Source organism: Acerihabitans sp. (assembly GCF_036398755.1).
Lineage (GTDB): Bacteria > Pseudomonadota > Gammaproteobacteria > Enterobacterales > Enterobacteriaceae > Acerihabitans.
The window spans coordinates 1-14,829 of sequence record NZ_DASWOM010000142.1 but is presented as its reverse complement, the minus strand read 5'-3'; the positions used below and the strand labels follow the sequence as shown (position 1 = coordinate 14,829).

Sequence of the window (14,829 nt, the reverse complement as noted above, 5' to 3'; positions counted from 1 at the left end):
CCAGCCGGGATTTAGTTGCATCTTTTTCAACATTTTATACACTACGAAAACCATCGCGAAAGCGAGTTTTGATAGGAAATTTAAGAGTATGAGCACTATCGAAGAAAGCGTTAAGGCAATCATCGCTGAGCAACTGGGTGTAAAGAAAGAAGAAGTCGTTAATAATGCTTCTTTTGTCGATGACCTCGGCGCTGATTCTCTCGACACCGTTGAGCTGGTAATGGCGCTGGAAGAAGAATTTGATACAGAAATTCCGGACGAAGAAGCTGAAAAAATCACAACTGTTCAGGCAGCTATTGATTTTATTCAGGCAAGCCAGCAGTAAGCGAACATCCCTAGGCGGTCATTCGACCGCCTAAGTTTTTTGTCCCACTCAGCGTCATATTTTCCCTCCTTGGAGGACAAGCGTGTCTAAGCGTCGAGTAGTTGTGACCGGACTTGGCATGTTGTCTCCTGTCGGCAATACCGTAGAATCTACGTGGAGCGCGCTCCTAGCCGGACAGAGTGGCATCAGCCCGATCGACCATTTTGATACTACTGCCTATGCAACACGTTTTGCTGGCTTAGTAAAAAATTTTAATTGTGAAGATTACCTTTCGCGAAAAGATGCGCGCAAGATGGATATTTTCATACAATACGGCATTGCGGCCGGGCTTCAGGCCATGCGTGATTCCGGCCTGGTGGTTACCGAGGAAAACGCGCCGCGCATCGGTGCGGCGATCGGTTCGGGCATCGGCGGCCTGGGATTGATTGAAGACAATCATACCGCCCTGGTCAATGGCGGACCGCGCAAAATCAGCCCATTTTTTGTGCCGTCGACCATCGTCAACATGATAGCCGGTCACCTGACCATCATGTGCGGACTGCGCGGACCAAGTATCTGCGTGGCGACGGCCTGTACCACGGGTGTGCATAATATCGGCCATGCCGCGAGGATAATCGCTTATAACGATGCGGATGTGATGTTGGCCGGTGGCGCTGAAAAAGGCAGCACGCCGCTGGGCGTCGGCGGTTTTGGCGCCGCGCGCGCGCTGTCCACCCGCAATGATGACCCGCAGGCGGCCAGCCGTCCGTGGGATCGGGATCGGGACGGGTTTGTGCTGGGCGACGGCGCCGGCGTCATGGTGCTCGAAGAGTACGAGCACGCTAAAAAACGCGGCGCCAAAATCTACGCCGAGGTGGTGGGTTTTGGCATGAGCAGCGATGCCTACCATATGACCTCACCACCGGAAAACGGCGCCGGCGCGGCGCTGGCCATGGTCAATGCCCTGCGCGACGCGGGCATCGCGCCGTCCCGGGTCGACTATATCAACGCCCACGGCACCTCCACGCCGGTCGGTGATAAAGCGGAAACCTACGCGGTGAAATCCGTGTTCGGCGCGGATGCCTACAAGGTCATGATAAGCTCCACCAAATCAATGACCGGGCATCTGTTGGGCGCCGCGGGGGCGATAGAGTCCATTTTCAGCATTCTGGCGCTGCGCGACCAGGCGATTCCGCCCACCATCAACCTGGACCACCCTGACGACGAGTGCGACTTGGATTTTGTACCCAACGAGGCGCGTCAGGTACCCGGAATGGAATATGCCCTATGTAACTCATTCGGTTTCGGCGGTACCAACGGTTCGCTGGTATTCCGCCGGATATAATCGTAGAGTGATGCCTAATGGCCCGTTTATCGGGCCATTTTTTTATCTTTGCCGCACCGGCGGGCGCGTAACAGGTGAACTATGTATTGGATCAACGGAGAACCCCGGCGCCAATTGCCCGTAAGCGATCGCGCCACCCAATTCGGCGATGGATTTTTTACCACCGCGCGTATCCGCTCGGGGGCCATTGATCTGCTGCCTTACCATCTGGATCGCCTGGCGCAGGCCGGCGAACGGTTGTTATTCCCACCGCTGGACCGCCGGCTGTTGGCCGGCGAAATGCGCCGGGCGGCGGAACTCCGCCGGCAAGGCGTGCTCAAAGTAATCATCAGCCGCGGCAGCGGTGGCCGTGGATATAGCGCGGCCGGCTGCGTCGCGCCGCTGCGCATTATGTCCCATGCGCAAGCGCCGGCGCATTATGCCGCCTGGCGCGAAAGCGGCGTCGACCTGGCCCCCAGCCCCATCAGGCTGGCCCGCAGCCCGCTGCTGGCGGGAATCAAACATCTCAACCGCCTGGAACAGGTGTTAATCCGCGCCCATCTGGATCGCGATGCCGCGGCCGGGGAAGCGCTGGTGCTGGATACCCGCGGTTTTATCGTTGAATGCTGCGCGGCGAATATTTTCTGGCGCACCGGGGATAAGGTCTTCACCCCGGCGCTGACCCATGCCGGCGTGGCGGGGGTGATGCGCCGCCATATCATGGGTTTGCTCGCGGCCTCGCCGTTCAGCCTGCATCTGGTGGAGGCGCCGCCGGACGCCCTCGACGATGCCGACGAGGTGATGATATGCAATGCGCTGATGCCGGTATTGCCGGTCAACCGTATCGCCCAGCGTCGCTATTGCGCCAGAACCCTGTTTGAATTCGTCAGCCCGAACTGTTAACTGAGTTATTGCATGAAAAAAACGTTTTTTATCGTCGTTGTTATCCTGCTGGCGGCCGGCATCGCGTTTTGCCTGTACCAGATCAAGCACTTCGCGGCCTCGCCGCTGTCCATCAAGCAAGAGACCATTTTCACCTTGCCCGCCGGCACCGGCCGGGAAGGGCTGAAAACCGCGCTGCGCCGGCAGCATATCGTCAAGCGCACCCGCTGGCTGCCGGCCCTGTGGCAACTCGAGCCGGAACTGGCCAGTTTCAAGGCGGGCACTTACCGGTTTATGCCCGGCATGACGGTGCGCCAGATGCTGGCATTATTGGCCAGCGGCCGCGAAGCTCAGTTTTCCATCCGTTTTGTCGAAGGATCGACATTTAAGGAATGGCTGGCCATCATGGCCAGGGCGCCTTACCTGACACATACCCTGGACGGGGTGGCGTCGAATCAGATTGCCGGGCTGCTGGGCCGGGAACCTTCATCCCCGCTTGAGGGGCATTTTTATCCCGATACTTATCTCTACACCGCGCAGACCACCGACGTCGCTTTATTGAAACGCGCCGGGCTGCGGATGGACAAAACGCTCGACGACCTGTGGCGGGATAGGGCTCCGGGGCTGCCGTACAAAACGCCGGAGGAGTTGCTGACCATGGCCTCTATCGTTGAAAAAGAGACCGGCGTGGCGGACGAACGCCCCAAGGTGGCCTCGGTGTTTATCAACCGTTTGCGCCTGAGCATGCGGCTGCAAACCGATCCCACGGTGATATACGGCATGGGAGAGAACTACAAAGGCACTATCAGCAAACAAGACCTGGCGGCGCCAACGCCGTATAATACCTACCAGTTCACCGGGCTGCCCCCCGCGCCTATCGCCATGCCGGGACAGGCTTCGCTTGAGGCCGCCGCGCATCCGGCCAGAACCTCGTATCTGTATTTCGTCGCCGATGGCAAGGGCGGCCATATTTTCAGCACCAACCTGGCGAGTCATAACCTGGCCGTGCAGCGCTATCGTGAAAGTGTAAAGGAAAACCATGGACAGTAAATTCATCGTGATAGAAGGGCTTGAGGGCGCGGGAAAAACCAGCGCCATCGCCGTGCTGGTGGAAACGCTCCATGCCCACGGCATCACCGATGTGGTTTTTACCCGCGAGCCGGGCGGAACGCCGCTGGCGGAAGCGTTGCGCCGCTTGATCAAGGACGGTATCGATAACGAGCCGGTGAGCGATAAGGCGGAACTGCTGATGCTGTACGCCGCGCGCGTCCAACTGGTGGAGAATGTAATAAAACCCGCGCTGGAGCGTGGCGCGTGGGTTGTCGGCGATCGCCACGATCTCTCTTCCCAGGCCTACCAGGGCGGCGGCCGCGGCGTCGACCCCCAACTGCTGGCGGCGCTGCGCGATCTGGTGCTGGGGGATTTTCGCCCGGATTTAACCCTTTACCTCGACCTGCCTCCGGCCATCGGCCTGCGGCGGGCCAGGGCGCGCGGAGAACTTGATCGCATCGAGCAGGAGTCCCTGGCTTTTTTTGACCGCACCCGGGCGCGTTACCTGTCCCTGGCCGCGGAGGACGAGCGCATCGTTACCATCGACGCCAGCCGGACTCTGGCGCAGGTCAGCGCTGACCTGCGCGCCCGCCTGGACGGCTGGCTTCACGCGCGGGAGCCTCGGTCGTGAAATGGTACCCGTGGCTGAATACGCCTTACCGGCAAATCCTCGCCCGATACCAGGATGGCAAGGGGCATCATGCCTTGCTTATCCATGCGTTAAAAGGCGGCGGCGCGGCATCGCTGTTCTACGCCCTCGGCCGCTGGCTTATCTGCCAGCAGCCGGACGGCATCAAAAGCTGCGGCCATTGCCACAGCTGTCGCCTGATGCTGGCCGGCACGCATCCCGATTTTTATCAGCCCGAGCCGGAGAAGGGGCGGTTGAGCCTGGGGGTGGATAATATTCGCCAGATTATCGACCCGCTCTACCACCATGCGCAGCAGGGCGGAGCCAAGGTCGTCTGGCTGCCGCACAGCGAAATTTTGACCGAACAGGCGGCGAATGCGCTGCTCAAGACGCTGGAAGAACCGCCGGAACGCACCTTTTTCCTGCTCGGCTGCCGCGAGCCGTCGCACCTGTTGCCTACCTTGCGCAGCCGCTGTCTGTACTGGCATTTGCCGTCGCCGGAAGAGCCGGTCGGCCTGCGATGGCTACAGCAGCAGGGCATAACGGCGCAGGAGCAGGCACGCACGGCGCTGCGGCTTGCCAGCGGCGCGCCGGTCGCCGCCCTTGAACTGCTGCAGCCGGCCCGGTGGGCGGAGCGCGCGGCGCTGTGCGTTGGCCTGAGCGATGCGCTGGCAGACGGCGATTTCCTGAAGCTGTTGCCGCTGTTGAACAAGGACAAGGATGACGAGCCGGTATACTGGCTGCTCAGCCTGCTCGCCGATGCCCTGAAATGGCAACAGGGCGCCGCGGAATTTATGCTTAACCAGGATCAACTGCCTCTGGTGGGCGAGCTCGCCGGGCGATTCCAGCCCGGCGCCCTGCATCATCAAATGCATCAGTGGCTCCACTGCCGTCGGCAATGGCGGGATATTGCCGGTGTCAACCGTGAACTGCTGCTGACCAATCAATTGCTTAACTGGGAGAACGGCGCGCCGGACGGGCGCACCCATCCCTGGACTTTATAAAAGGTAATGCCATGTTTTTAGTTGATTCCCACTGCCATCTGGATGGGTTGAATTACGACACCCTGCACCGCGATGTCGCCGATGTGGTGGCCAAGGCCAAGGCGCGGGATGTGCATCTGATGCTGGCCGTCGCCACCACCCTGGCGGGTTTTCACAAGATGGAGGAACTGATCGGCCGGCGCGAAGAGGTGCTGATGTCGTGCGGCGTCCATCCGCTGAACCTGGACGAGCCTTATGATTTCGCCGAGCTCAAGCGCCTGGCCGCGAGCGATAACGTGGTGGCGCTGGGCGAGACGGGATTGGATTATTTTTATCAGCAGGACAATAAACTCGAGCAGCAAACGGCGCTGCGCGAGCATATCCGCATCGGCCGGGAAGTAAACAAGCCGGTTATCGTGCATACCCGCTCGGCGCGCGAGGACACGCTGGCAATCCTGCGGGAAGAACAGGCGGGGGAGTGCGGCGGCGTCCTGCATTGCTTTACCGAAGATACGGCTACCGCCAAGACCCTGCTGGACCTGGGCTTTTATATCTCTTTTTCAGGCATCGTCACCTTTCGCAACGCCGAGGCGCTGCGTGAAGCGGCGCGCTATGTGCCGCTTGACCGGCTGCTGGTCGAGACCGATTCGCCCTACCTGGCGCCGGTGCCCTACCGCGGCAAGGAAAACCAGCCGGCCTATGTCCGGGATGTGGCCGATTTTATGGCCGATCTGAAAGGCGTGACGGTGGAACAACTGGCGCAGGCCACCACCGCAAATTTTGGCCGTCTGTTCCATGTGGATGCCGAGCGCCTTGCGGCCCGTGCCTGAGGCCGAAGGTCTGCTTGCCGCGTAAACAGCCTGGATAAGCGCCGGCCTTGCGCCGCAACAATCAAGCGGGCGCGGCCCGCGCCCGGACGTTTACGGTTTGCGCGGGGCGTCGCCGACGTGCCGGAGAGCACAGTTTCGGCGCCGCGTCCGGCCGGTTACGGTGAAACGTGATTGTTATCAAACACCCGCCCGGCGATTTATTTTAGACTGCGTAATAAATAAAACCATGAGTGGTTTACAAGATTAAGCCAACGCAATTTCTGTCGCGCCAAGGCGCGGGCAGCACCGGTATTTTTATTAGGAGCACTGATCATTATGTTTAATAACGCATTTGCCAACCTGCAAAAAGTAGGTAAATCGCTTATGCTGCCGGTATCGGTATTACCGATCGCCGGAATCCTCCTGGGCGTCGGTTCCGCTGAATTCAGCTGGATACCCGCCGTTATTTCCCATGTCATGGCGGAGGCCGGCGGTTCGGTCTTTGCCAATATGCCGCTGATTTTCGCCATCGGCGTGGCGCTGGGTTTCACCAATAACGACGGCGTCTCCGCCCTGGCCGCGGTCGTGGCCTACGGTATCATGGTGAAAACCATGGCGGTGGTGGCCCCCCTGGTGCTGGGCCTGCCGGCGGCAGAAATCGCCGCCAAGCATCTTGCCGACACCGGCGTGCTGGGCGGCATTATTTCCGGCGCCATTGCCGCCTATATGTTCAATCATTTTTACCGTATCAAGCTGCCTGAATACCTGGGCTTTTTTGCCGGCAAGCGGTTTGTGCCGATTATTTCCGGCCTGGCCGCCATCGTGCTCGGCGTGGTGCTGTCCTTTATCTGGCCCCCGATCGGGTCGGCTATACAGGACTTTTCGCAATGGGCGGCGTACCAGAACCCGGTGGTGGCTTTCGGTATCTACGGCCTGGTGGAGCGCGCGCTGGTGCCTTTCGGCCTGCATCACATCTGGAATGTGCCGTTCCAGATGCAGGTAGGCGACTATACCAATGCCGCGGGCCAGGTGTTTCATGGCGATATTCCGCGTTATATGGCGGGCGACCCCAGCGCGGGCATGCTGTCCGGTGGTTTTCTGTTCAAGATGTACGGCCTGCCGGCCGCCGCGATCGCCATCTGGCATTCGGCCAAACCGGAAAACCGCGCCAAAGTGGGCGGCATCATGATTTCGGGTGCGCTGACCGCGTTCCTGACCGGTATTACCGAACCGATTGAATTTGCTTTTATTTTTGTGGCCCCCATCCTGTATGTGATCCATGCCGTCCTGGCCGGCCTGGCGTTCCCCATTTGCATCCTGCTCGGCATGCGTGACGGCACCAGCTTCTCCCACGGCCTGATTGACTTCGTGGTGCTGAGCGGCAACAGCAGCCGCATCTGGCTGTTCCCGGTGGTGGGCATTATCTACGGCCTGGTGTACTACACGATTTTCCGGGTACTGATTGTCAAACTGGACCTGAAAACGCCGGGTCGTGAAGCGGCCGGCGCCCAACAGGTCACGCAGGGCGGCACTGAAATGGCGGGGGCGCTGGTCAGGGCCTTCGGCGGCCGGGACAATATCACCAACCTGGATGCCTGTATTACCCGCTTGCGCATCAGCGTGGCGGATATCTCCAAGGTGGACCAGTCGGGGCTGAAACAGCTGGGCGCGGCCGGCGTGGTGGTGGCCGGTTCAGGGGTGCAGGCGATTTTCGGCACCAAATCGGACAACCTGAAAACCGATATGGATGAATATATGCGCCAGATGGCGTGATGACCCGATCCCCGCAATAGGCAAGGGAGGCGAAAGCCTCCTGTTGCCGCTTGTCGGCTTATGATGTAATAAAACCATCCCAAGGTTGAAAAAAGAGGGATAAGTCGCTCATACTCCATGCACTCACCTGTTTTGATACAAGGAAAGATGTCATGGCTGAAGAAACCATTTTTAGTAAAATCATTCGCCGGGAAATACCCTCGGAAATCGTTTACCAAGACGAGCTGGTCACCGCCTTTCGCGATATTACCCCCAAGGCGCCAAGCCATATCCTTATCGTGCCCAATATCCTTATTCCCACCGTCAACGACGTTACCGCCGCGCATGAAGCGGCGCTGGGCCGCATGTTTACCGCCGCCGCCAGGATTGCCGAACAGGAAGGCATCGCCGAGGACGGCTTTCGCCTGATAGTCAATTGCAACCGCCACGGCGGACAGGAAGTTTACCACTTGCATATGCACCTTCTCGGCGGCAGGGCGCTCGGCCCGCTGGTGAATTTTTGAGAGTCTACAGCGCCATCGCGCCCACAAGCGATCGGGGAGGCTTATGCGTTTTGCGCCGCCGTTTTTAGCCATACTGTTGCTTATGGCGGGATGTACCGCCAGTGAGACTAAAACGCTGATGATTAACGATCGACAGACGCTGGTCATGGATCCGTCGGTGCTGACGGCAGGTATTACCGCCGAAGCGCCCACCATCAGCGACGATCAGGGCCGCCGGCGCGCCGCCGCCGCCATCGGCAACGGACAGCATCATGCCGTCACCGTCAATTACCGGTTTTATTGGTATGACCCGCAGGGGCTGGATGTACTGCCTTTTCCCGTCACCCGTACGCTGGTGATCCCGCCGGGAGCCGAGGTGAGCGTGGAATCCATCAGCGGGAATCTGGAAGCCAGGCGTGTGCGCCTTTATCTTTTTTTGTAACCAATGTTTGAGTAACGGATGATGAAAAAGTACCTCTTTGTCGTGTTAGCCGCACTGGTGCTGACCGGATGTCCGACGCGCGCGCCGGAACCTGGACAGCCCCCCGCCACCATCGAACCGGCCCAACCGGTACCCACGCCCCCGCCGGTGCCGCAACAGCCGCAGCCGGTACCGCAGCCGCCGAAGCTGAGGACGCTGGACTGGCCGGCGAGCGTGGCGCCGCTGGTTAAGCAAATGCTTGGCGCGCAGGGGATCGCCCCCGGCAGCGTGTTGTTAATCAATAGCATGAAAAACAATACCAACGGCAGCCTACAGACCGGTAAGGCCACCGCCGCGCTCTACGGCGCCCTGGCATCGGATAAGACGTTTACCATCATCAGCCAGGATCAGATGGCGGCGGCTAAACAAACCCTGGGACTGTCGGTGGACGATAGCCTGGAATCGCGCAGCAAGGCGGTGGGATTGGCGCGTTACCTGAATGCGCAATATGTGCTTTACAGCGACGCCAACGGCGATGCAAAGCTGCCTGACATCGAGATGCAGTTGATGCTGGTGCAGTCCGGCGAGATTGTCTGGTCGGGCAAAGGAATTGCGCAGGAATAGCCAGACCCTCGACGCGCTGTTGGCGCGGGTGCTGCCGCCGGGGCAGGCGATAGACCCGGGGATGGCGCGGCTCGAAGGCCTGACCGGCGCCAGCCGGCGTGTCCGCGCGGCGGGCCTGGACCTTTTGGCGCGGGAAGCCACGCCGTCTGAAAGACTGCTGGGCGTGGACCGGCGTCGGGAATATCGTCTGCTGCGGCGCTTGCCCGCCGGTATCCCGGCGCCAAAACCCCTTGCCGGCACGGCGCAATGGCTGCTGGTGGATTGGCTGGAGGGTGAGTGCCTGACGCCCGCCGCCTGGCGCACGGCGGTTGCCGGCGGACAGCTTGCCGCGCTGCTGGCGCAATTGCATCGCGGGCCGCGCCACGGCTATCCTATTGCCCTGCGGGCCCGGTATGCCGCGTACTGGCAGGCCAGCGACCCGGCGCGGCGCTCTCCGGCCTGGCTACGGCTGCAGCAGCGGTTTATGCGCGCCAACATGCCCGCGCCGCTGCGCTGCGCGCCGTTGCATATGGATATCCACCCCGGTAATGTGCTGTGTGGTCATGACGGCGGGCTGCAATTGATTGACTGGGAATACGCCGGTGACGGGGATATCGCCCTGGAGCTGGCGGCGCTGTTTCGCGGCAATGGGCTGGACCGGCGCCAGCAGGCCGATTTCCTGCGGGCATACCAGGCCAGCGCCCCCGGCTATGCCACGGCGGTAATCCGGCGGCGGATAGACGCCTGGGCGCCGTGGGTCGATTACCTGATGTTGATGTGGTACGAAGTCCGCTGGCGGCAAACGCGCCAACGGCACTTTTTGCGGCGCGCGGCGCCGCTGCGGGGCGGATTTGGATTATCATTCTAACGCTGCCGGCGCTTGACGGCGGCGGGTGTTCGGGTGGTCGAAAAGAAATTACAGTCAGAGGTAGTCGTGGGTCCATTGATGTTAGATGTCGCCAGCTATGAGTTGGATAATGAAGAGCGTGAAATATTGCAGCACCCGATGGTGGGCGGCGTAATTATCTTTACCCGTAACTACCACGATCCCGACCAGCTGTCGGCGCTTATCCGGCAAATCCGCCGCGCCTCCCGCCAGCGGCTGGTGCTGGCGGTGGATCAGGAGGGGGGCAGGGTGCAGCGTTTTCGTGAAGGCTTTACCCTCCTGCCCGCCGCCCAGTCCTTTGCGGCGCTGCGCGCCATGCCGGAGGCGATTGCCCTGGCGCGGGACGCCGGTTGGCTGATGGCGGCGGAAATCACCGCCATGGATATTGATATCAGCTTTGCGCCGGTGCTGGATATCGGCCATGGCAGCCTGGCCATCGGCGAGCGCGCCTTCCATCATCAGGCGGAGCCGGCCATCGGGTTGGCGGAAAGCTTTATCGGCGGTATGCATCAGGCCGGCATGAAGGCCACGGGCAAGCATTTTCCCGGCCATGGGGCGGTGACCGCCGACTCGCATAAGGAGACGCCGGTCGACGGCCGTCCCCTGGATGAGATTCGCGCCCGGGATATGCACGTTTTTACCACGCTTATCGGGCGCGGCGCGCTGGACGCTATCATGCCCGCCCATGTCGTGTATACCGAGGCGGACGCCTCGCCGGCAAGCGGTTCCGCTTTTTGGCTAAAGACGGTCCTGCGCCGGGAGCTTGGTTTTAACGGCATCATATTTTCCGATGATTTATCCATGGAAGGCGCGGCGGTAATGGGGGGATACGCCGAACGCGCCCAGGCCTCGCTGGACGCCGGCTGCGATATGATCCTGGTATGCAATAACCGCCCGGGTGCCATCAAGGTGCTGGATAATCTGTCACCGATCAAAGTCGACGGCCTGGAGACGTTATACCATCGGGGAGTCATGTCCCGTAAAGAACTGCTCGGATCCGCGCGCTGGCGGCAAATTCATCAACAGCTGACGCTGCTGGGCGCGCAGTGGGCCGAGGAGAAACAGCGGCGGATAGCATTCCCGGACCACTGACGTTCAGCGGCCGGACTTATTTAGCGATGAGGATAGTGATGATTATCTATTTGCATGGTTTTGATTCCAACAGTCCCGGTAATCATGAAAAAGTGCTGCAGCTCCAGTTTATCGATCCCGACGTCCGGCTGATAAGCTACAGCACCCGTCACCCGCGCCACGATATGCAGCATCTGCTAAAAGAAGTGGACAAGATGCAGCAGTTGACCGATGACGAGCGTCCGTTGATTTGCGGGGTCGGGCTGGGCGGCTTCTGGGCTGAGCGCATTGGGTTCCTGTGCGACTTGCGCCAGGTGATTGTTAATCCGAATTTGTTCCCGCATGAGAATATGCCGGGAAAAATCGATCGTCCGGAAGAATACGTGGATATCGCCACCAAGTGCGTGGCGAATTTCCGCGAAAAAAACCGCGACCGCTGCCTGGTATTGCTTTCGCGCAACGATGAGGCCCTGGACAACCGCCGCAGCGCGGATCTGCTGGCGCCGTATTATGAGATTATCTGGGACGAGGCGCAAAGCCATAAGTTCAAGAATATCTCTCCGCATGTGCTGCGCATCCAAAGCTTTAAGGCGCTGGGTTAAGCGCCGCGCGCCGTCCGCCCGCATGCCGCGAAATTGATTTATATCAATTTTGGTATGACCAAATGACCCAACATGGTAATCTTGCTGCAACAGCAGTTTAGTTTAGCGTAACCACGTGTTTTATAAGGGTATTTATTTTACTCTTAGTTAACGATTGGTTTACATTTGGAGGCTATTTTGTCATCACCCCTGAAGCAAATTGTTATCGTTGGCGGCGGCGCCGGTGGACTGGAGCTCGCCACTCGTCTGGGCTCCGCTCTGGGGCGCGGTAAAAAGGCACAGATTACCCTGGTGGATCGCAACCATAGCCATCTGTGGAAGCCCCTGCTGCACGAAGTGGCGACCGGGTCGCTGGATGAAGGCGTGGACGCCATCAGCTACCTGGCGCATGCCCGTAATCATCACTTTTTTTTCCAGATGGGCAGCCTGAGCAATATCAACCGCGAAGAGAAGACGTTGCAGCTGGACGAAATCCGCGATGCGCACGGCGATCTGCTGGTGCCGGTACGCCAGTTGCACTATGACATATTAGTGATGGCGCTTGGCAGCGTGTCCAATGACTTTGGCACCGCCGGGGTTAAGGAAAACTGCATTTTTCTCGACAACCCCGCGCAGGCCCAGCGTTTCCATAATGAAATGCTTAACCTGTTCCTGAAGTTTTCCACCCAGCCGCACGGCGCGGACGAGCGGGTTAATATCGCCATCGTCGGCGGGGGCGCCACCGGCGTGGAGCTGTCGGCCGAATTGCATAACGCGGTGCAGGAACTGCATAGCTATGGGTTTAAAGGTCTTGATAACCAGGCGCTGAACGTGACCCTGGTCGAGGCGGGGGAGCGTATCCTGCCGGCGCTGCCGGCGCGTATTTCCGCATCAGCCCACCATGAGCTGGGTAAAATGGGCGTCCGGGTCCTGACCAAGACCCTGGTGACCAGCGCCAAACCGGACGGCCTGACCACCAAGGACGGCGAGTTTATCCCGGCGGAACTGATGGTGTGGGCGGCGGGTATCAAGGCGCCGGATTTTCTCAAGGATATCGCCGGGCTGGAAACCAATCGCACCAATCAGCTGGTGGTGGCGCCGACCCTGCAGACTACCCGCGACGCCTCGATTTTCGCTCTCGGCGACTGTGCGTCCTGTCCGCAACCCTCCGGTGGGTTTGTGCCGCCGCGCGCCCAGGCCGCGCACCAGATGGCGACCCGGGCCTACGGTAATATCCTGGCGCTGTTAAAAGGCCGTGAACTGCAACCTTATGTGTACAAGGATCACGGTTCCCTGGTGTCGTTGTCCCGGTTCAGCACCGTGGGCAGCCTGATGGGTAACCTGATGCGCGGTTCCATGATGATTGAAGGGCGGATTGCCCGCGCGGTGTATATTTCGCTATATCGTATGCATCAAGTGGCGCTGCACGGTCTGTTCAAGACCGGGCTTATCGTGCTGGTGGGGCGGATTAACCGCGTGATTCGCCCGCACCTGAAACTCCATTGAGAATGAGGCGCGCTCTCCTTTAACACGTCTGCTTAGAGCCCGGTGTTGGCGGGCCTACCGCGCCATGGGGCACTTGTATCTTTCCTGATGTGGTGATTAGCTATCACCACATGAAGCAGAGTGAGCTTCAATGGGGCGCCAAGGATATAAAACCTTGTGTTCGAGTTCAAGCCCTCTGCTTTACCTTTCACGCCAGCATTAACATTGAACGGTTACCAAGAGCATTGACTCTGCAAGAGCATTGACTCTGAATGTACAAGGGAAACGGGCGTGATGGCTTCTGTGAAAGGAGATATCATGATGTATTACGTCGGTATTGATGTCAGTAAGCGCTCAGTCGATGTGTGTTTGCTAACGGATGGCATCAAAGGTAAGCGGAAGACTAAAAGTTTACCCAATGGCCTCAACTCAGCACAGGCTCTGGCTCAATGGTTAACGGTACAAAAGCGTGACCCGAGCCAGGCCCACATTATCTTGGAAGCAACCGGTATTTATCACGAACATCTCGCCTATGGTCTTCATCAGGCGGGCATTCTGGTATCCGTGATAAATCCTCATCGGGTGCGTGAATTTGCTAAAGGAATGGGGATATTTACCAAGACGGATAGGGTTGATGCCTATGTTCTGGCGAGTTATGGCTGCTTAAAACAACCGGAGAGTTGGACGCCGCCTGCGCAAGAAATAAGAAAACTCAAAGCGTTGCTGCAACACCGGGATAGCCTGCTCAGTGATAAACAACGTACAGGCAATCGCCTGGACACGCTGAAGTCAACCGCGGCACCGAAAGAAGTCGTGGAGTCGTTGGATTCGATTGAGCTGAATTTAAAGGAAGAGCTGGCAAGGATTGAGCGCTTGATAGCAGAGCATATAGACAAGCATCCTGGGTTAAAGAATGACCTGAAATTATTGAAGTCGATTGATGGTGTGGGAGAACAAATCGGCTGGAACATGTTAACAATAATCCGGGGAAATAATTTTAAGCGCGCGGAACAGGTGGCGGCGTATCTTGGGGTAATCCCGGTCGAATGTCGTTCAGGAACCTCGGTGCGTGGCAGGGCGAAGCTGTCGAAAATAGGGCCATCGGCCATCCGGGCAAAGCTGTATATGGGAGCAATAACCGCCCTCAGACATAATAGCCATGTAAAAGCCCACTATGAGCGGTTGCTGTTAAAGGGCAAGGCGAAGATGTTGGCGGTAGGCGCAGCGATGAGGAAACTGGTCCATTTATGTTATGGCGTGCTGCATACGCAGCAGCCATATGATAAAAATTATGGGATGGTGGCCGGCTAAAACAGTTGACCTGCAAGACGGTTACTCGGTCGGGCGAAAACACCACGCCCGATTCGACCCCATTGGCACGCTCTCCCTTTAACACGTCTGCTTAGAGCCCGGCGTTGGCGGGCCTCCCTTATACGGCAGTATATATAAATGGCGCTTACCATTAGCATAACCTGCTGGTAATGTCGCTTAATCCCCTAGGAATTCTCCCAAATTGGCGCTATCGCATACCAAAATATTTCATTTTG

General features: G+C 58.8%; 16 protein-coding genes. All 16 read left to right on the top strand.

The annotated features are described in order from the left end of the window. Positions 1 to 88 precede the first annotated feature (88 nt). The 16 genes from acpP (at position 89) to VGC33_RS22715 (ending at position 14,593) form a co-directional block, all read left to right on the top strand. Positions 89 to 325: an acyl carrier protein gene (gene acpP / locus VGC33_RS22790; RefSeq protein WP_011410921.1), complete on the top strand. Its 237-nt coding sequence runs from the start codon at positions 89 to 91 to the stop codon at positions 323 to 325. An 82-nt stretch (positions 326 to 407) separates the two neighbouring features. Then, positions 408 to 1,649, top strand: a complete 1,242-nt coding sequence (fabF, locus tag VGC33_RS22785; protein WP_331123049.1) for a beta-ketoacyl-ACP synthase II — start codon at positions 408 to 410, stop codon at positions 1,647 to 1,649. Between the two features lie 81 nt (positions 1,650 to 1,730). Beyond that, on the top strand, positions 1,731 to 2,531 hold the full coding sequence (gene pabC, locus VGC33_RS22780; RefSeq protein WP_331123048.1) for an aminodeoxychorismate lyase: 801 nt from the start codon (positions 1,731 to 1,733) through the stop codon (positions 2,529 to 2,531). 12 nt (positions 2,532 to 2,543) lie between these two features. Then, positions 2,544 to 3,560 (top strand): endolytic transglycosylase MltG, encoded by a 1,017-nt coding sequence (gene mltG / locus VGC33_RS22775; protein WP_331123047.1) that lies wholly within the window; start codon positions 2,544 to 2,546, stop codon positions 3,558 to 3,560. Next, complete coding sequence (tmk, locus tag VGC33_RS22770) at positions 3,550 to 4,191, top strand: dTMP kinase (RefSeq protein WP_331123046.1); 642 nt, start codon at positions 3,550 to 3,552, stop codon at positions 4,189 to 4,191. Before mltG ends, tmk begins: the two co-directional genes overlap by 11 nt. Then, positions 4,188 to 5,192: a DNA polymerase III subunit delta' gene (gene holB / locus VGC33_RS22765; protein ID WP_331123045.1), complete on the top strand. Its 1,005-nt coding sequence runs from the start codon at positions 4,188 to 4,190 to the stop codon at positions 5,190 to 5,192. Before tmk ends, holB begins: the two co-directional genes overlap by 4 nt. Positions 5,193 to 5,203: 11 nt before the next feature. Beyond that, on the top strand, positions 5,204 to 6,001 hold the full coding sequence (locus VGC33_RS22760) for a metal-dependent hydrolase (RefSeq protein ID WP_331123044.1): 798 nt from the start codon (positions 5,204 to 5,206) through the stop codon (positions 5,999 to 6,001). Positions 6,002 to 6,316: 315 nt separating this feature from the next. After that, on the top strand, positions 6,317 to 7,753 hold the full coding sequence (gene ptsG / locus VGC33_RS22755; RefSeq protein WP_331123043.1) for a PTS glucose transporter subunit IIBC: 1,437 nt from the start codon (positions 6,317 to 6,319) through the stop codon (positions 7,751 to 7,753). A gap of 152 nt (positions 7,754 to 7,905) precedes the next feature. Next, a complete protein-coding gene (gene hinT / locus VGC33_RS22750) occupies positions 7,906 to 8,256 on the top strand; it encodes a purine nucleoside phosphoramidase (protein WP_331123042.1) in 351 nt (116 codons plus the stop codon). 43 nt (positions 8,257 to 8,299) lie between these two features. Beyond that, entirely contained in the window at positions 8,300 to 8,677 is a 378-nt protein-coding gene (locus VGC33_RS22745; protein ID WP_331123041.1) for a YcfL family putative periplasmic lipoprotein, read from the top strand. Between the two features lie 21 nt (positions 8,678 to 8,698). After that, positions 8,699 to 9,280 (top strand): penicillin-binding protein activator LpoB, encoded by a 582-nt coding sequence (lpoB, locus tag VGC33_RS22740; RefSeq protein ID WP_331123040.1) that lies wholly within the window; start codon positions 8,699 to 8,701, stop codon positions 9,278 to 9,280. A 19-nt stretch (positions 9,281 to 9,299) separates the two neighbouring features. After that, positions 9,300 to 10,127 (top strand): phosphotransferase, encoded by an 828-nt coding sequence (locus tag VGC33_RS22735; protein WP_414636980.1) that lies wholly within the window; start codon positions 9,300 to 9,302, stop codon positions 10,125 to 10,127. 66 nt (positions 10,128 to 10,193) lie between these two features. Further along, on the top strand, positions 10,194 to 11,237 hold the full coding sequence (gene nagZ, locus VGC33_RS22730; RefSeq protein ID WP_331123039.1) for a beta-N-acetylhexosaminidase: 1,044 nt from the start codon (positions 10,194 to 10,196) through the stop codon (positions 11,235 to 11,237). A gap of 38 nt (positions 11,238 to 11,275) precedes the next feature. Then, entirely contained in the window at positions 11,276 to 11,818 is a 543-nt protein-coding gene (gene ycfP / locus VGC33_RS22725) for an alpha/beta hydrolase YcfP (RefSeq protein ID WP_331123038.1), read from the top strand. Positions 11,819 to 11,995: 177 nt separating this feature from the next. After that, entirely contained in the window at positions 11,996 to 13,303 is a 1,308-nt protein-coding gene (locus VGC33_RS22720) for an NAD(P)/FAD-dependent oxidoreductase (protein WP_331123037.1), read from the top strand. 300 nt (positions 13,304 to 13,603) lie between these two features. Continuing rightward, positions 13,604 to 14,593 (top strand): IS110 family RNA-guided transposase, encoded by a 990-nt coding sequence (locus tag VGC33_RS22715; protein ID WP_331123050.1) that lies wholly within the window; start codon positions 13,604 to 13,606, stop codon positions 14,591 to 14,593. Positions 14,594 to 14,829: the final 236 nt, after the last annotated feature.

Coding starts and splice junctions, on each gene's coding strand:
- acpP (WP_011410921.1), top strand. CDS start 89: ATGAGCACTATCGAAGAAAGCGTTAAGGCAATCATCGCTGAGCAACTG.
- pabC (WP_331123048.1), top strand. CDS start 1,731: ATGTATTGGATCAACGGAGAACCCCGGCGCCAATTGCCCGTAAGCGAT.
- mltG (WP_331123047.1), top strand. CDS start 2,544: ATGAAAAAAACGTTTTTTATCGTCGTTGTTATCCTGCTGGCGGCCGGC.
- tmk (WP_331123046.1), top strand. CDS start 3,550: ATGGACAGTAAATTCATCGTGATAGAAGGGCTTGAGGGCGCGGGAAAA.
- VGC33_RS22760 (WP_331123044.1), top strand. CDS start 5,204: ATGTTTTTAGTTGATTCCCACTGCCATCTGGATGGGTTGAATTACGAC.
- ptsG (WP_331123043.1), top strand. CDS start 6,317: ATGTTTAATAACGCATTTGCCAACCTGCAAAAAGTAGGTAAATCGCTT.
- hinT (WP_331123042.1), top strand. CDS start 7,906: ATGGCTGAAGAAACCATTTTTAGTAAAATCATTCGCCGGGAAATACCC.
- VGC33_RS22745 (WP_331123041.1), top strand. CDS start 8,300: ATGCGTTTTGCGCCGCCGTTTTTAGCCATACTGTTGCTTATGGCGGGA.
- lpoB (WP_331123040.1), top strand. CDS start 8,699: ATGAAAAAGTACCTCTTTGTCGTGTTAGCCGCACTGGTGCTGACCGGA.
- ycfP (WP_331123038.1), top strand. CDS start 11,276: ATGATTATCTATTTGCATGGTTTTGATTCCAACAGTCCCGGTAATCAT.
- VGC33_RS22715 (WP_331123050.1), top strand. CDS start 13,604: ATGTATTACGTCGGTATTGATGTCAGTAAGCGCTCAGTCGATGTGTGT.